This is a genomic window from Streptomyces sp. NPDC052910, assembly GCF_055585605.1.
The window spans coordinates 207,840-223,361 of the sequence record NZ_JBVJJR010000008.1; the positions used below are offsets into that span (position 1 = coordinate 207,840).

General features: G+C 74.5%; 14 protein-coding genes. 8 read left to right on the forward strand and 6 right to left on the reverse strand.

What is annotated here, in order from left to right; translation table 11 throughout:
• Positions 1 to 316: 316 nt before the first annotated feature.
• Entirely contained in the window at positions 317 to 2,122 is a 1,806-nt protein-coding gene (locus ACZ6X9_RS26615) for an MFS transporter (protein ID WP_469780529.1), read from the reverse strand.
• A gap of 73 nt (positions 2,123 to 2,195) precedes the next feature.
• Between ACZ6X9_RS26615 and ACZ6X9_RS26620 the strand changes: the two genes are divergently transcribed.
• Positions 2,196 to 2,687 (forward strand): MarR family winged helix-turn-helix transcriptional regulator, encoded by a 492-nt coding sequence (locus ACZ6X9_RS26620; RefSeq protein ID WP_469780530.1) that lies wholly within the window; start codon positions 2,196 to 2,198, stop codon positions 2,685 to 2,687.
• Positions 2,688 to 3,043: 356 nt separating this feature from the next.
• Here ACZ6X9_RS26620 and ACZ6X9_RS26625 read toward each other — a convergent pair whose 3' ends face one another.
• Positions 3,044 to 3,424, reverse strand: coding sequence for a darcynin family protein (locus ACZ6X9_RS26625; protein WP_469780654.1), 381 nt, complete (start codon positions 3,422 to 3,424; stop codon positions 3,044 to 3,046).
• 178 nt (positions 3,425 to 3,602) lie between these two features.
• Here ACZ6X9_RS26625 and ACZ6X9_RS26630 point away from each other — a divergent pair, with 178 nt between their 5' ends.
• Positions 3,603 to 4,550, forward strand: coding sequence for a LysR family transcriptional regulator (locus ACZ6X9_RS26630; protein ID WP_469780531.1), 948 nt, complete (start codon positions 3,603 to 3,605; stop codon positions 4,548 to 4,550).
• Positions 4,551 to 4,696: 146 nt separating this feature from the next.
• The gene (locus tag ACZ6X9_RS26635) at positions 4,697 to 4,942 is read left to right on the forward strand and encodes a BlaI/MecI/CopY family transcriptional regulator (RefSeq protein WP_469780532.1); all 246 of its coding nucleotides are present in this window, start codon (positions 4,697 to 4,699) and stop codon (positions 4,940 to 4,942) included.
• Positions 4,943 to 5,601: 659 nt separating this feature from the next.
• On the opposite strand, the gene ACZ6X9_RS26640 is transcribed toward ACZ6X9_RS26635, so the two are convergent.
• Positions 5,602 to 6,342, reverse strand: a complete 741-nt coding sequence (locus ACZ6X9_RS26640; RefSeq protein WP_469780533.1) for a nuclease-related domain-containing protein — start codon at positions 6,340 to 6,342, stop codon at positions 5,602 to 5,604.
• A gap of 226 nt (positions 6,343 to 6,568) precedes the next feature.
• On the opposite strand from ACZ6X9_RS26640, the gene ACZ6X9_RS26645 reads away from it, so the two are divergent.
• Both ACZ6X9_RS26645 and ACZ6X9_RS26650 read left to right on the forward strand, forming a co-directional pair.
• A complete protein-coding gene (locus ACZ6X9_RS26645; RefSeq protein WP_469780534.1) occupies positions 6,569 to 7,354 on the forward strand; it encodes a TIGR04222 domain-containing membrane protein in 786 nt (261 codons plus the stop codon).
• 178 nt (positions 7,355 to 7,532) lie between these two features.
• The gene (locus ACZ6X9_RS26650) at positions 7,533 to 9,119 is read left to right on the forward strand and encodes an alpha/beta hydrolase (protein WP_469780535.1); all 1,587 of its coding nucleotides are present in this window, start codon (positions 7,533 to 7,535) and stop codon (positions 9,117 to 9,119) included.
• A 73-nt stretch (positions 9,120 to 9,192) separates the two neighbouring features.
• On the opposite strand, the gene hemQ is transcribed toward ACZ6X9_RS26650, so the two are convergent.
• Positions 9,193 to 9,909 (reverse strand): hydrogen peroxide-dependent heme synthase, encoded by a 717-nt coding sequence (gene hemQ / locus ACZ6X9_RS26655; protein ID WP_469780536.1) that lies wholly within the window; start codon positions 9,907 to 9,909, stop codon positions 9,193 to 9,195.
• A 5-nt stretch (positions 9,910 to 9,914) separates the two neighbouring features.
• Complete coding sequence (gene hemG / locus ACZ6X9_RS26660) at positions 9,915 to 11,339, reverse strand: protoporphyrinogen oxidase (RefSeq protein WP_469780537.1); 1,425 nt, start codon at positions 11,337 to 11,339, stop codon at positions 9,915 to 9,917.
• Positions 11,340 to 11,522: 183 nt separating this feature from the next.
• Between hemG and ACZ6X9_RS26665 the strand changes: the two genes are divergently transcribed.
• The 3 genes from ACZ6X9_RS26665 to ACZ6X9_RS26675 are packed head-to-tail and all read left to right on the forward strand — an operon-like array spanning position 11,523 to position 14,402.
• Complete coding sequence (locus ACZ6X9_RS26665; RefSeq protein WP_469780538.1) at positions 11,523 to 12,716, forward strand: thiolase family protein; 1,194 nt, start codon at positions 11,523 to 11,525, stop codon at positions 12,714 to 12,716.
• A 34-nt stretch (positions 12,717 to 12,750) separates the two neighbouring features.
• On the forward strand, positions 12,751 to 13,938 hold the full coding sequence (locus ACZ6X9_RS26670) for a 4-hydroxybenzoate 3-monooxygenase (RefSeq protein ID WP_469780539.1): 1,188 nt from the start codon (positions 12,751 to 12,753) through the stop codon (positions 13,936 to 13,938).
• Complete coding sequence (locus ACZ6X9_RS26675) at positions 13,935 to 14,402, forward strand: peptidase associated/transthyretin-like domain-containing protein (RefSeq protein ID WP_469780655.1); 468 nt, start codon at positions 13,935 to 13,937, stop codon at positions 14,400 to 14,402. Before ACZ6X9_RS26670 ends, ACZ6X9_RS26675 begins: the two co-directional genes overlap by 4 nt.
• 45 nt (positions 14,403 to 14,447) lie before the next feature.
• Here ACZ6X9_RS26675 and hemE read toward each other — a convergent pair whose 3' ends face one another.
• Positions 14,448 to 15,503: a uroporphyrinogen decarboxylase gene (gene hemE / locus ACZ6X9_RS26680; protein WP_469780656.1), complete on the reverse strand. Its 1,056-nt coding sequence runs from the start codon at positions 15,501 to 15,503 to the stop codon at positions 14,448 to 14,450.
• Positions 15,504 to 15,522 lie beyond the last annotated feature (19 nt).

A 15,522-nucleotide genomic window follows, 5' to 3' on the forward strand; every position in this document is an offset into this window, starting at 1 on the left:
CGTCGACGAGGAAGTCGGCAAAGTGACCGTCATCGGCACCGGGCTGCTCAACCGGTCCCGAGTGCACCGCGCGTATTCTCAGTGCGCTCGCCGAGGCGGGCGTCCCCACCACCTGGATCCTCACCTCGCAGCTCCGGGTCTTCGCACTGGTCCCGGCCGGCCGACTGGAAGGAGCGGTACGCACCCTCCACACGGCCTCCGGGTTCAACGCACGTACCGATCTGCGCCCAGAAACTAAGGAAGCCCTTCTCCCGGCACCGCGACAACACACCAGTGGGCCCGCGACGAATGCGGGCCCACTTCGCTGTAGGCGGGCTCAGTTTCCTGGTCGTGTCGGCCGGTCGGCCTCGTCACCGGCCGCCCCTCCCACCGGGCCGACCGCCTCTTTCCCAGCCCCCGGGGCGCTCTCGGCGTCCCCCGGGGCGCCGGGGGGTGGCACCGCCGCCGCGGACGCGCCGCCGCGCGGCAGCAGCGCGGTCAAGGCGGTGACAACGGCCAGCAGGCCGACGCTCCACCAGAGGGTGCGCCGCATGGCATCGGTATAGGTGTGGGCGCGAGCCCCCTCGGCGGCCCGGGTAAGCGCCCGGCCGACCTCAGGCCGGGAGTCCTCCGAGACCGCCGCAAGCGCCTCGGGGCAGACGTGTCGAGCCGCCGCACCCTCCTGGGCGGCCATCCGCCGTTTATGGCACGTCTCAAAACCGCCGACCATCCGGTCCTGCGCCGTACCAGTGACGGATGCCGCCTGCAGATCGCTTCGGAGCTGGGCTCGGACGGCCTCGGAGCCGGAGCCCGTCTGAGAGCCGACCGCGCCGAAGAACAAGACACCGATAAGGGCGATGCCGACGACGCCGCCCGCCTGCATCACCGCGTTGAAAACACCGGAGGCCGCACCCGCGTCCGAGCCAGGGACTTGGAGCAGACTGACATTGGTGGCCTGGGCCATCACGAGCCCCATACCGAGCCCGCCGACGAGCAGGGAGGGAACCAGGTACCAGCCACTGATGCCTGTGTCGGCGAACCAGATGGTGACGATCAGCAACAGCAGCCCGACGACCATGCCGACGGCTCCCAGCGTGACCAGTGCCCCCTTGGGTTCCGTACCGGCATTACTGACGACGACGGCGGCGAGGGTGACGCCCACCGGCCAGGGAAGGCTGGTGGCGCCCGCGGCCAGCGGTGAGTACCCCAGGCCCTGCTGGAGGTAGAGGGTCAGGATCAGAAAAAAGCCGATGATGGCGGTGAGAAAAGTGAGCATCACCACGAGCCCGGTATTGAAGCCGCGCAGCCTGAAGAGCGTGGGCGGCACCAACGGCGAGCCGTCTTTCGCCTGTTTGCGCCGCTGCCACAGAGCGAAAATCCCCAGCACCGGGACAGCCGCGGCCATCAGGGCCCACCCCCAGCCGGGCCAGCCCAGCTCGCGGCCTTGGAGCAGCGGGTAGAGCACAGCCAACAGGGCGCCGGTGACAAGAAGGACGCCGAACGGGTCGAGCCGCAAGCGCTGTTCGCTGCGGCTCTCCGGCAACAGGCGCAGCGCCATGACGAAGGCGCCGATGCCCACCGGCAGATTGACCAGGAATAGGGGCCGCCAGTCGAGCCCGAATAGATCGGCTTGCAACAGCAATCCGCCCAGGATGGGACCGCTGACGTTGGCACTACCCGCGATCATGCCGTACAGGGCGAAGGCACCGCCTCGCCGGGCGGAAGGGATGGTGGCCGAGATGATCGAAAGCACCTGCGGCACCATCATGGCCGCCATCACGCCCTGCACGACGCGACCGGTGATCAGCAGGCCCGGGAAAGCGGCGGCCCCGCACAGAGCGGAGGCGAGGGTAAAGCCCGCCATGCCGAACAGGAACAGCCGGCGTCGACCGAAGATGTCACCGAGTCGGCCTCCGGTGATGAGCATGAGAGCGAAAGGCAAGGTGTAGCCAATCAAAGACCACTGCATGGCCGAGTTCGACGCTTCGAGGTCACCCTGGATGGCCGGGATGGCCACGTTGACGATGTTGGCGTCCAGTACGTCCACGAAGACGGCGATGAGGACGACGGCGATGACAGGCCGCGGATTCCCTCCCCGAGCCGGATCGCCGGGCTCGGCGGCCGACACTGCTTCACTGCTCATGCTGTATACCTCCGAGGGCATCCGCATTACCTTAGAAGGTAAGATACTTACAATGTGAGGAAGTACAACCGCTATGGACAGCACGCACGAACATGTCGACCGGCCGCGCCGCCGGGAGCTGACACGGTCGATCTACCGGGAGGCGCGTACGGTGGCCACGCGCCAGGCACTGGCCGACCAAGCCGTCGCCGCCCGGCTCGGCATCGGCGGCACTGACCTTCTGTGCCTGGGCGTGCTCGACCACGCAGGTCCTGTCACCGCGGGCCGGCTGGCCGAATTGACCGGGCTGACCACCGGGGCGGTGACGGGCGTCGTTGACCGGCTCGAACAGGCCGGGTTTGCACGCCGCGCCAAGGATTCAGCCGACCGTCGAAAGGTGATCATTCATCCCCAGGACGCCCAGCGGGAACGGACCGGCGCCCTCTACTCCCCCGTCCTCGACGCGCTGGACGCCTGGTGTGGGGCACGTTCGGAGGAAGAACTCGAGACGGTCCTCAGCTATCTGCGCTCCTTCGGCGAGGCGCTGCCTCGGCTCACCGAGCAGTTGCGCGGGCGCCCGGACTGAGCCGCTGGCGCACCCGACCTGCGCCCCGGCGTCGGGCTCGCGGGAGCGCCGCGCCGAAGGGCACGCGATCCCGTGACGCGATTCGCGCCATGTGCGGCGCACTCCCCGGCAGAGTGCCGACGAGGGCATCAGCAGCCGTAATCACGTAGCAACCCTCGGATTCGACAGCGCGGTTGTGGCACGGAGCCGGAGGGAGCCGCCGCCGCCCGGTCGGACCGGCGTCAACTTTGACGAAGTACGCGGTTCGAGGTCGTGCCAACTGATAGGCCTCTTGCGCACCGACTGCTGCGAAGGCCACGCCCTTCCCGGTCGCGGGGAACGGGAGGGCGCCGGCCGCGCAAGGTGTGAGGGGTGTGTCAGGTGCTGATGGTGGCCGCGGTGTCGAAGCCGTAGGTGCGGGCGTATCCGTTCTCGGTGCCGACCAGGAGGTCGACCACCTCGAAGTAGTGGTCCCAGAACGGCGTTTCCCGCAGCGCGTCGATCAGCAGTTGGTAGGCCTGGTGGTCGCGGGCCTCCCAGAGCCAGACGTCGGTGACGCGCGCCGAGTAGAACTCCGTGTCGAAGAAGCGCGAGCGCACGCCGGACGTCCTGGCCTCGATCACGGGCACGATCTCGGTGGTGAGGGCGTGCATCCGCTCCTCGGGGGTCTTGGAGAGCCAGGCGCGCGTGGTCTTGACGAGCATGAAGGCGGTCACGGGGACGTCGGTCGCCTCGGGGGCGGACGTCGCCGCGGTCATGGGCGTCGCCTTGGTGGTGGACATGGTGGTTCCTTCGCTGGATGACGTCGCCGGGCGACAGTCGTCGGATGAACGGTTCTCGGGGAGGGGCGCGCGCCGGACCCGGTACGTCCATCCTGGAAGGAGCCGGACGTTGTCACAATGGGAACGTCGGCAAGGAATCTTTGCCTGAAATGGAATGACCCTGGTGGACACCCCTCTCCCGGTGATCGACGCGCAGCTCGCCGTCGCCCTGGATGCGTTGCTGGCCGAGCAGAGCGTCACCCGCGCCGCCGCGCGCCTGCACACCTCGCCCGCGGCGATGAGCCGTACCCTCGCCCGGCTCCGCCGGATCCTCCAGGACCCGCTCCTGGTCCGGGCCGGGCAGCGCATGGTGCCCACGCCGCGCGCCCGCGAGCTGCGGGACGAGGCCGCCGAGGTGGTACGCCGCCTCGGGGCGCTGCTCAGCCCCGGTTCCGAGGTCGATCCCGCGTCCCTGCGCGGCACCTTCACGCTCCAGGCGGCGGACCTCGTCGCCGCAGCGCTCGCGCCCGGGCTGCTGCGGCTGGCCCGGGCGGAGGCGCCGGGGGTCTCGCTGCGGCTGCGGGCCGAGGAGCTGGAGGCCGGGCCGGCCCTCCGCGACGGTGGGGTCGACCTGGAAGTCGGGGTGATCGACCACGCGGATCCGGAGACCCGGGTCGAGGAACTGGTCGCCTTGCGGATGGCGGCGGCAGTCCGGCCCGGCCACCCCCTCGCCGCGGAGCCCCTCACCCCGGACCGGCTCGCCGCCGCCGAACACGTCACGGTCAGCCGCCGGGGCCGGTTCACCGGGCCTCTCGACGCCGCGCTGGCCGAGCGGGACCTCCACCGGCGGGTCACCGCCGTCCTCCCCAGCCACCTGGCCGCCCTGCACCTCGTCGCCCACAGCGACACCGTCTGTCTCGTCCCCGCCCCTCCGCCGGGCACCGGCCCCTCCCCGCTCACCGAGGTCGCCGCCTCCCTCGACCTCCACCTCCTCGACATCCCCCTGCCGTTGCCGCCCGTGACCATCGGCATGGCCTGGCACCCCCGCCACGCCGCCGACGGAGCCCACCGCTGGCTCCGCGACGCGGTCCGCCGGACGCTCACCGGAAGCGCGGGCGCCTGAGCCGGCCCGGGCGCCCCCCTCACGCCCCGCCGCGTCCCCGGCCTTTCCGCCGCTTTTCCGCCGCTTTCCGGACCGGGCCCTTACACTCGTCTGTCGGGTCCGAGCCGGACCCGCGGATCACGTCGTACAGCGGAGGAACCGAGGACATGGGAGCGGCCACACCTGCCACCGCGGTGCGCCGCGGGCGCCGACGGGCGAGCGGCGCGCTGGAGTGCGAGGTCCTCGCGGCACTGCGCCGGGCCGACGGCCCGCTCACGCCGCGCGAGGTGCAGGAGGAGCTGCCGGGCGCCCTCACCTACTGCACGGTCGTCACGATCCTGCGCCGCCTGCACGGCAAGCGCATGCTCACCCGTACGCCCCGGGGCCGCGCGTACGCGTACGCGGCCGTCTGACCGAGCCGCCGCCCCACCGCCGGCACGCACCGCCGCCCGGCCCGACTCCGTTCGCGGGACATCTCGCACGGACGCCCCACCGCCCCTCGCCCGGCCGCGTACGCGTACGCGGCCGTCTGACCGAGCCGCCGCCCCACCGCCGGCGCGCACTGCCGCCCGGCCCGGCTCCGTTCGCAGGACGTCCCGCACGGACGCCCCACCGCCCTCACCCGGCGCACGGCCTCACCGCCCGGCCCGGCATGGCCCGGCCCGGGCCGCCGAATCGCCGCTCCCGGCCGCCCGGGAGGCGCCCCGGCCGGCGAGCCGCGCGGGTGCCTCCCTCCGCCGCGACCGGCAGGCGCCGCGACCGGCAGGGGCCGCGTCGGTTGTCGTGACACGTCGGCCCACGCGACAACGGCGGCCGGCACCGAGCCTCACCGGGCGGGGCACAAACCTCACCAGGCGGCAACGAGCCTCACCGGGCGGGTACGAGCCTCATCAGGCGGGTACGGCGTAGGGGCGGGGAGGCATGCGGAAACGGGGCGGGGAGGCGTGCGGAAGCGACGCCCCGATCCCCGACCGCCCCGATCCCCGACCGGCCCGATCCCCGACCGACCCGGTCCCCGACCGGCCCGGTCGCCTCGCGGCCGCACCCGCGAAGGCCCTTCCCTCTCCCGGGCTCAACACCCGAGCCAGAGCCGCCTGTTGCGCGCCACCGTGTGGACCCGGTCCACGCGGTCCGGGTGGAGGGCGCCGCCGAGGACGCCGAGGCCCGGCACCTGACGCATCGTCAGGACGCGGACGTCACCGTGTTCGGAGTCGTCGTCGATCTCCGTGGCGCCGACCAGGACCACGACCGGGCCCACCGGGACCGGGAAGCCGCAGGCCCGGGTGAGGACGAGGGAGGCGCGGGCCGCGCTCTGGCGGGCGTGGCGGACGGCGGGGCGCGGGTGGCGCTCGCCCGCGACGCGCACCACGGCGTCGTCCGCGCGCGCCGGGACCCGCCGGGTCGGTTCGACGAGGACGGCGAAGACGCCGCCGGGGCCGATGAGCAGGTGCGGGATGACGGCGTCGCCCGGCAGGACGACGGAGTGCACCACCTCCCAGCCGCCCGCGTCCAGCGCGTCCAGGGCCGCGCCGACCTGCTGTTCGGCGGCCAGCGCCCGGCGCCAGTGGTCCTCCACCGGCCGCCGGCCCAGCAGCCGGGCCAGCAGGAGGGCGCCGCGGCCGGCGCGGGACGCGTCGAGCCGGGCGCGCAGGGTCTCGCCGGGGCGGTTGGGCGCGAGGTCGTCGTCGGGAGGCAGGAACAGCCGGTCCGGGTCGTACCTCCTCCCGACCGCCCCGCTCTTGGCCCCCGGTCCCGCCGGTCCCGCCCCCGGCCCGGCACTCGCTCCCGCACCCGTTTCCGGCCGCTCGCGCACGCCCATCACCCCCACCCGCCATCTTGCCGCAGGACGCCGGTGTCCGACCCGTACCGCCGCTCGCCGGATCGCGCGTCGCGCTCCGGAACCCGCCGGGCCGCGCCCCCGGCCCGCCCCGCTCCACCCCGCCCCACCCCAACGCACCCCCACGCGAACCCGCGCGCCGGAAGCCCGCGATATGGACAAGAAGGTGCGCGTGAGGCGGATGGTCGAGTAGAACACCCGTATGTGGGTCGTCCTGTTGATCGTCACCTGCGTGGTCGCCGTCGCCGCCTGCGCCCGTCTCTGCCACGCCGCGCTGGCGGCGGCCGGTCCCGGGCGGGGCCAGGCCGCCGCCGGGATCGATGCCCTGACGCTGTACGAGACGGCGTTCCTGAACGGCGGCCCGCAGCGGGTCACCGACCTCACGCTGGTCGCGATGGCCCGGCAGCGGCGGCTGCTGCTGGCCCACACGGGATGGGCGACCGTCGTCGACCCGGTCGGCCGGGACGAGGTCGAACGGTCGGTGATCAGCGCGATGGGCCCCGGGGGCCAGTCCCCCGTCCCGCGGATACGCGCCGCGCACGGTACGGCGGAGGCGGTGCGCGCTCTGGGCGACCGGCTCACGGCCGCCGGTCTGGTGGTGCCCGCGCGCGTCCGGCAGGAGGTGGCCGGCGCCGTCCGGCAGGTGCGTGCCGCCTGTGTGCTGTCCCTGCTCACCGGTGCGGCCACCCTGCTGTCCCTGCCGGACGGCGTGGCCGTCGGGCGGACCGCCGGGTGGCTCGCCGTGCCGCTGGTGCTGACGGCGGGCTGTCTGGCCATCGCGCGGTTCGAGGTGAATCCCGACACGCTGTGGGCCTCCCCGGCCGGGCGGGCCCTCCTCGACCGGGCGCCGGTGGTACGGCCGGAGGGCGGCGCCGGGCCGGACGACGTCGGCGTGCTGACCACCCTCGCCGTCCACGGCCGCCGCGCCCTCCGCGACCCGGAGCTGCGCGCCGCCCTCGCGGAGACCCTGGCGGCCCACCGCTACTGACGCGCGGGCGCTCACGGCGCGCTCCCGGGATGCTCACGACGTGCTCACGGGGTGCTCACGAGGCCGGGGCCCGGAGCCCATCGGGCCCAACTCCCCCGACATCTCCCCCCGGTGCTTTACTTCGCCGGTCCACGAATCGAATATCCCTTTTGTCGCAATTAGATATGAAGGGACGCCCGTGCGCGCAGTCGCCCTCTACGGAACCGTCGGATCCCTCCTCCTCACCGGCCTCACCACCCTCGCCTCCGCTCCGGCCGCCCACGGCACCGGCGCTCTCCTCTCGCCCTCCGCCGCCGACAGCCCGGTCGAAGCACGCGGTGTGGTGCTCGCGGCCGAACGCGCCGCGGCCAAGGGCATCACGTTCGGGGCCTGTCCGGCCGCCGAGGGCCTTCCCGCGCCCGTGGAGTGCGGCACGGTCTCGGTCCCGGTCGACTACGCCCACCCCAACGGCAAGCACATCAGCCTCACCGTCAGCAGGGGGCACGCCACCGGCGACCGCTCCCTCCGGCAGGGCGCGCTGGTGTTCAACCCGGGCGGCCCCGGCGGCTCGGGGATGATCTTCCCGCTGCTGGCCGGCCTGCCGGCCTGGAAGAAGCTCGCCGAGGCGTACGATTTCATCGGCTACGCGCCGCGCGGCGTCGGCCGCTCCGCGCCGCTGTCCTGCGCGGACCCGGCCCGCTTCGAACGCGGCCCGAGCGACGCCCCCGAGCACCCCACCGCCGCGTACAAACGGCAGCGGATCGCCAAGGCCAAGGAGTACGCGCGGGGCTGCCTCCGCAAGGCAGGCCCCGACCTCAGGCACTTCACCAGCCGCAACAACGCCCGCGACCTCGACGTCCTGCGCGCCGCGCTCGGCGAACGGCGGCTCAACTTCATCGGGGCGTCGTACGGGACGTACTTCGGCGCCGTCTACGCCACCCTCTTCCCCGGGCACGTCCGGCGCATGGTCTTCGACAGCGTCGTCAACCCGTCCCCGGGCAAGATCTGGTACCGGAACAACCTCGACCAGTCGGCCGCCTTCGAACGCCGCTGGTACGACTGGCGCCGCTGGGCGGCCCGGCACCACGCCGTGTACCGCCTGGGCCGCAGCGAACGCGAGGTGCTGGCCGCGTACCACAAGGCGGCCGGCCGATTGCGCCACCGGCCCGCGGGCGGGAAGGTCGGGCCGGCCCAGCTCCAGGGCCTGTTCCTCAAGGCCGGCTACACCGACACCGCCTGGGCCCGCGCGGCGCAGGCGCTCGCCGCGTACCTGCGGGGCGACGAGGGGCCGCTGGTCGCCCTCACCGCGCCCAGCGCCTCCGGAAGCCCGGCCGCCGAGAACGGCAACGCCGTCTACACCGCCGTCGAGTGCAACGACGCGCCGTGGCCGCGCGACTGGGCCCGGTGGAACCGGGACAACGACCGCCTCGCCCGGCGGGCGCCGTTCGAGACGTGGAGCAACGCGTTCATGAACCTGCCGTGCGCCTACTGGAAGGCGCCCCGGCAGCGGCCGTTCGAGGTGGGGACGGCCCGCGGGGCGCTGCCGCCCGTCCTGCTGCTGGCCGCCGAGCGGGACGCGGCCACCCCGTACGCGGGCGCGCTGGAGCTGCTGCGCCGGCTGCGCGGCTCGGCCGCCCTGGTCACCGAGCGGGACGCGGGGACGCACGGGATCGGCGGCGGGCCGAACGCCTGCGTCAACGGGTACTTCGAGAAGTACCTGCTCACCGGGGCGCTCCCGGCGCGTCACACGACGTGCGAGGGACGTCCGGAGCCGCGGGCGACCTGACCGCGCCACCGCGTACGAACGGCCGCCGGCCGGGCCTTGCGGGCCCGGCCGGCGGCCGTTCGCGTCACGATGGTCAGGCCAGCCCGGCCACCAGGTCCGCGACCGCCTTGCGGCGGCCCGTGAAGAACGGGACCTCCTCGCGGACGTGCATCCGCGCCTCGGACGCCCGCAGGTGGCGCATCAGGTCGACGATCCGGTACAGCTCGTCGGCCTCGAAGGCGAGGATCCACTCGTAGTCGCCGAGCGAGAAGGACGCGACCGTGTTGGCCCGGACGTCCGGGTAGCCGCGGGCCATCTTGCCGTGGTCGGCGAGCATGCGGCGGCGGTCCTCGTCGGGCAGCAGGTACCAGTCGTACGAGCGGACGAAGGGGTAGACGCTGACGTACTCGCGGGGGTTCTCGTCCGCGAGGAACGCCGGGATGTGCGACTTGTTGAACTCGGCGGGGCGGTGCAGCGCCATGTTCGACCACACCGGCTCCAGGGCGCGCCCGAGGCGGGTGCGGCGGAAGCGGCTGTAGGCGCTCTGGAGCGCGTCCGAGGTCTCCGAGTGCCACCAGATCATCACGTCGGCGTCGGCCCGGAGCCCGGAGAGGTCGTACGTGCCGCGGACGGTGACGTCCTCCTTGGCGAGGGCCGCGAACAGCTCCTCGACCTCCTCCGCCCAGCCGGAGCGGTCCTCGGGGAGCACGTCGCGCAGCTTGAACACCGACCAGAGCGTGTAACGGATGACCTCGTTGAGGTCCTTGGCCTTCTTGCCGGCGTTCGGGGTCTTCTGGGCGTCAGTCGTCATGCCCCCTATTGTCCCCCCGCGCCCGGGGCGCTCTCCGGCAGGGTGGCCAACAGCTCCTCGGCCGCGCGGCGGGCGCCGCCCACACAGGCCGGGATGCCGACGCCGCCGTAGGCCGCGCCGCAGACCCGCAGCCGGGGCAGGGCCGCCACCCGCTCACGGACCCGCGCCACCCGGTCGAGGTGGCCGACGGGGTACTGCGGGAGACCGTGGTCCCAGCGGGTGACCCGGCTCGCGATCGGCGTGGCGTCCAGGCCCACCGCCTCGTGCAGGTCGGCCAGGGACAGCTTGACCAGATCGGCGTCGTCCCGGTGCAGGTCGTCGTCGTCCCCGTGGCGGCCGAGGGAGGTGCGCAGCACGAAGACGTCCGGGTCGGCGGCGGCGATCCAGCCCCACTTGTTGCTCGCGAAGGTGGACGCCTTGATCCGCCGGCCGTCGCCGGGCGGTACGAGGAAGCCGCTGCCCGCCGGGAGCCCGGCCATGTCGGAGCGGCGGAAGGCCAGGGTGACCAGGGCCATGGAGGCGTACTCGACGTCGGCGAGCAGCGCCGCGGCGGTGTCCGCGGTGCCGGCGAGGAGCCGGGCGGTGGCGGGGGCGGGCGTGGCGAGGACGACGCCGTCGGCGGCGAGGTACGCGTCGCCGAGGTCCAGCCGCCAGCCGTCGGCGGTCCGGTGGAGGCCGGTCACCGGTGTGCCGGTGCGGATCTCGCCGCCGGCCGCGCGCACGGCGTCGGCGGCGGCGAGCGGCAGCCGGCCGATGCCGCCGTCGATGCCGGCGAAGACCGGGCCGGCGTTCGGCGGGGCGGCGGCGATCAGCGCGCGGACGCCCTCGGTGAGCGAGCGCCGGCCGCGGGCGGCCTCGAAGAGGGTGGGGACGGCGGCGCGCATCGAGGTGCGGTAGGCGTCGCCCGCGTAGACGCCGCCGAGCAGCGGTTCGACGAGCCGGTCGACGACCTCGGGGCCGAACCGCGCGGCGACGTAGGCGCCCACGGCGACGTCCTCGCCCGGCTCGGTGGGCGGCAGGTCCGCCTCGCGGGCGGCGGCGGCCAGACCCTCAGGGGAGAGCACCCCGGAGGCGGCGAGCGCGTCGAGGTCGCCGGGGACGCCCATGAGCTGGCCCTTGGGCAGCGGCCGGAGGCCGTCGCGGGTCCAGACGCCGGCGACGGCCGTGGCCGGCGGCTGGAGGCGGTCGCCGAGGCCGACGGCGCGGGCCAGCGCGACGCCCTCGGGGCGGCGGGCGAGCATCGACTCGGCGCCCAGGTCCACGGAGACGCCGGCGATCTCCCCGGCGAGCAGCTTGCCGCCGACCCGGTCCGAGCCTTCCAGGACGGTGACGCCCACACCTCCCTCCAGCAACCGGAGGGCGGCGGCCAGTCCGGAGACGCCGCCGCCGACGACGGCCACATGGGGTGCCTGGGTGTGGGCTTCGCTCATGGCCTCACTGTCTCAGACGGTGCCGGGCCGGTGCTCCGCACCCCATTGACAGGCGCCCGGGCCCCCGCCAAGACTCTCGACCGAACGGTCAGTCGGTGCGTCCGGGGGCCGTTCGCCGGATACCGCCGCCCGCCCGGCCCTTGCCCTTTCCCGATGAGGCACCCGACCGCCTACGGAGACCGCATGAACGACCGCATCCGCGACGTCTACGTCGTCGACGCCGTCCGCACGCCCCTCGGCCGCTACGGCGGCGCGCTCGCCGGCGTCCGTCCGGACGACCTGGCCGCCCACGTCGTCCGCTCCCTGGTGGCCCGGGCGCCCGCGCTCGACCCGGCGCGGATCGACGAGGTGGTGCTGGGCAACGCCAACGGCGCGGGCGAGGAGAACCGGAACGTCGGCCGGATGGCCGTGCTGCTCGCGGGGCTGCCGGTGACCGTCCCCGGCTCGACGGTCAACCGGCTCTGCGCCTCCGGGCTCGAAGCCGTCGTGCAGGCGTACCGGGCGATCGCCGTCGGGGACGCGTCGGTGGTCGTCGCGGGCGGCGTGGAGTCGATGAGCCGCGCGCCCTGGGTGCTCCCCAAGCCGGACCGCGCCTTTCCCGCCGGCCACCAGGAGCTGTACTCGACGACCCTGGGCTGGCGGATGACCAACCCGGCGATGCCGGAGCGGTGGACGGTGTCCCTGGGCGAGGGCGCCGAGCGGATCGCCGACAAGCACGGCATCTCCCGTGCCGAGCAGGACGCGTACGCCCTCGCCGCCCACCGGAAGGCGGCCGCGGCCTGGGCGGAGGGCGCCTTCGCCGACGAGGTGGTGTTCCTGCCTGACGTGGAGCTCACCCGCGACGAGAGCATCCGCGACGCCACGTCGGAGGAGGCGCTGGCCCGGCTGAAGCCCGCGTTCCGGCCGGCGGGCGGTACGGTCACGGCGGGCAACTCCTGCCCGCTGAACGACGGCGCGGCGGCCCTGCTGCTCTGCGACGAGGAGGGCCTGCGGGCGACCGGCCGGGAGCCGCTGGCCCGTGTCCGGGCGTCGGCCGTCACCGGCAACGAGCCCGACCTGTACGGGCTGGGCCCGGTCGAGGCGGTGCGCCGGGCCCTGGCCCGCGCCGGGCGCTCCTTCGCCGACCTGACACACTTCGAGCTCAACGAGGCGTACGCCGCCCAGGTGCTGGGATGCTTCGCGGAGTGGCCGGAACTCGATCCCGCCCTGGTGAACCGGTACGGCGGGGCACTGGCGATCGGGCACCCCCTGGGGTGCTCCGGCGCCCGGCTCGCCGGCACGGTGGCCCACCAGCTCGCGGCGGCCGGTTCCGGCACCGGGGTGGCGGCGCTGTGCATCGGTGTGGGGCAGGGGCAGGCGCTGGTGCTGGAGCGCTGATCCGCCCCTCCGCATACCGAGAGGCGATCCCCGCATGCGCACCACCGTCGGCATCATCGGAGCCGGTCCGGCCGGGCTCCTGCTCGCCCGGCTGCTGCGCCGGGCGGACGTGGACTGCGTGGTGCTGGAGGCGCGCGACCAGGAGTACGTCGAGCGGCGGCAGCGGGCCGCGCTCCTGGAGCAGGGCACGGTCGACGTCCTGCGGGCCTGCGGCGCGGCGGACCGGCTCGACCGGGAGGGCGTCCGGCACGACGGCTTCGAGCTGCGGCACCGCGGCCGGCGGCACCGGTTCGGGGTGGCGGCGCGGACCGGCGGCCGGGCGAACACCCTCTACCCGCAGACCGAGCTGGTCAAGGACCTGATCGCGCTGGTGACGGCCGACGCCACGCCCGTGCTGTTCGGCACCCCGGTGACGGCCGTCGAGGGGCTCGACGGCGACCGGCCGCTGCTCCGCTACACGCGCGGCGGCCGGGAGGAGACGCTGGCGTGCTCGTACGTGGCGGCCTGCGACGGCTCGTTCGGCGCCGGCCGCCGCGCGCTGCTCGCCACCGGCGCCGCGCGACTGCACGAGCGCGTCTACCCCTACGCGTGGCTGGGCGTCTTCGCCGACGCGCCGCCCGCCTCCGACGAGCTGATCCTCTCCGGGCACGAGCGCGGCTTCGCCCTGCACAGCATGCGGTCGCCTGAGGTCTCCCGGCTCTACCTCCAGGTACCGGCCGGCACCGCGCCCGAGGACTGGCCCGACGACCGGCTGTGGGCCGAACTCGACGCCCGGCTGGCCGTCCCCGGCCACCCCCTCCACCACGGCCCGGTCACCGCCAAGGCCGTCATCCCGCTCCGCGGCCAGGTCGTCGAGCCCATGCGGTACGGGCGGCTGCTGCTGGCCGGGGACGCCGCCCACCTCGTCCCGCCCACCGGCGCGAAGGGCCTCAACCTCGCCGTCGCGGACGTCGTCACGATGGCCCGGGGCCTCGCCCACCGGCGGCGGACCGGCTCGACCGCGCTCCTGGACCGCTACTCGGAGCTGTGCCTGCGCCGGGTGTGGCAGGTGCAGGAGTTCTCGCACGCCATGACCGCCCTCCTGCACACGGAGCCGGGCACCGACGCCTACGAGCGACGACTGCGCGCCGTCCGCCTCGACCGCCTCACCAGCCCCACGGCCGCGGCGGCGGAGTTCGCGGAGAACTACGCGGGGCTGCCGATGGACGCCCCCCTCATCTGACGCCCGGCGGCGCCCTCGCGCCCGCCGGGCACCCGGAGGCCGTCACCCTGTACGGGTTCGTCCTGGACGGGGAGGGCGCGCCGGTGCCGGAGGCGCTGTTGGAGTTCCGGCAGCCGGCGCCGGACGGCTCGCGTGCGGGCGCGCCGGGCAGTCTGCGTCGGGACGGGGTGACGTTCACCGGCTTCGCCCGCGTCGCCACGCGCGGGGACGGGCACTACGCGCTGCGCACCCTGCCGCCGGGCGGGGTCCCGTACCTGGCGGTGTGCCTGCACGTCCGGGGCCTGCGACGGCACCTGTTCACCCGGGCGTACCTCACCGCCCCGGCCGGCGACCCGCTGCCGGCGGCGGTCCCGCCGGAGCGCCGGGCCACCCTGCCGGCCGTCCCCGAACCGGGCGGGCACCGCGCCCACCGCTTCGACATCCGGCTGCGGGGGCCGGGGGAAACGGTCTTCCTGACGGTGTGACACGTCGGGGCGGCCGGTGCCGCCCCGACGGCCGGGGGCTGCCGGCTAGCGCGCCGTGCGCTCGTGGACGAACTCGACCAGCCGGGTCAGCGCCGCCGGGTCCGTGGTCGGCAGCACGCCGTGGCCCAGGTTGAAGATGTGGCCCTCCAGGCCGCGGGCGGCCTCCAGGACGTCGGCCGCCTTGGCCTCGACCGCCTCGCGCGGGGCGAACAGCACGGCCGGGTCCAGGTTGCCCTGGATCGCCTTGCCGGGGCCGACGCGCCGCGCCGCCTCGTCCAGCGGCACCCGCCAGTCCGCGCCGACGACGTCCGCGCCCGCCTCGCCCATCAGTCCGAGCAGTTCGCCCGTCCCCACGCCGAAGTGGATGCGCGGCACGCCGTACCCGGCGACGGCGTCGAAGACCTTGGCGGACGCGGGCATGACGTGCCGGCGGTAGTCGGCCGGGGCCAGGGCGCCGACCCAGGAGTCGAAGAGCTGCACCGCGGAGGCGCCCGCCTCGATCTGGACCTTCAGGAAGGCGGCGGTGATGTCCGCGAGCCGGTCCAGCAGGTCGGCCCAGAGCTCCGGGTCGCCGTACATCAGCGCCTTGGTGTGCTCGTGGTTGCGCGAGGGGCCGCCCTCGACCAGGTAGCTGGCCAGGGTGAAGGGGGCGCCGGCGAAGCCGATGAGCGGGGTGGCGCCCAGCTCGGCGGTGAGCATCCGGACGGCCTCGGTCACGTACGAGACGTCACCGGCCTCCAGCGGGCGCAGCCGCTCCAGATCGGCGCGGGTGCGGATCGGCCGCTCGACGACCGGCCCGACGCCGGGCTTGATGTCGAGGTCGATGCCGATGGCCTTCAGCGGCACCACGATGTCGCTGAAGAAGATCGCCGCGTCCACGCCGTGCCGGCGCACCGGCTGGAGCGTGATCTCGGTGACCAGCTCGGGCCGCATGCAGGACTCCAGCATGGGGATGCCCTCGCGGACCTTGCGGTACTCGGGGAGCGAGCGGCCCGCCTGCCGCATGAACCACACCGGCGTGTGCGGCACGGGCTCGCGCCGGCACGCCCGCAGGAACGCCGAATCGTATGCCGCGCCGCGGCCCGTCTGCTGCTCGCCCATCTCACTCATGCCCCAAATC

Bases quoted from the DNA above. Each gene is read 5' to 3' on its own strand.
- ACZ6X9_RS26615 (WP_469780529.1), bottom strand. From the start codon at position 2,122: ATGAGCAGTGAAGCAGTGTCGGCCGCCGAGCCCGGCGATCCGGCTCGG.
- ACZ6X9_RS26670 (WP_469780539.1), top strand. From the start codon at position 12,751: ATGCGCACCACCGTCGGCATCATCGGAGCCGGTCCGGCCGGGCTCCTG.
- hemE (WP_469780656.1), bottom strand. From the start codon at position 15,503: ATGGGCGAGCAGCAGACGGGCCGCGGCGCGGCATACGATTCGGCGTTC.
- ACZ6X9_RS26645 (WP_469780534.1), top strand. From the start codon at position 6,569: ATGTGGGTCGTCCTGTTGATCGTCACCTGCGTGGTCGCCGTCGCCGCC.
- ACZ6X9_RS26635 (WP_469780532.1), top strand. From the start codon at position 4,697: ATGGGAGCGGCCACACCTGCCACCGCGGTGCGCCGCGGGCGCCGACGG.
- ACZ6X9_RS26620 (WP_469780530.1), top strand. From the start codon at position 2,196: ATGGACAGCACGCACGAACATGTCGACCGGCCGCGCCGCCGGGAGCTG.
- ACZ6X9_RS26665 (WP_469780538.1), top strand. From the start codon at position 11,523: ATGAACGACCGCATCCGCGACGTCTACGTCGTCGACGCCGTCCGCACG.
- ACZ6X9_RS26630 (WP_469780531.1), top strand. From the start codon at position 3,603: ATGACCCTGGTGGACACCCCTCTCCCGGTGATCGACGCGCAGCTCGCC.
- ACZ6X9_RS26625 (WP_469780654.1), bottom strand. From the start codon at position 3,424: ATGACCGCGGCGACGTCCGCCCCCGAGGCGACCGACGTCCCCGTGACC.
- hemQ (WP_469780536.1), bottom strand. From the start codon at position 9,909: ATGACGACTGACGCCCAGAAGACCCCGAACGCCGGCAAGAAGGCCAAG.
- hemG (WP_469780537.1), bottom strand. From the start codon at position 11,339: ATGAGCGAAGCCCACACCCAGGCACCCCATGTGGCCGTCGTCGGCGGC.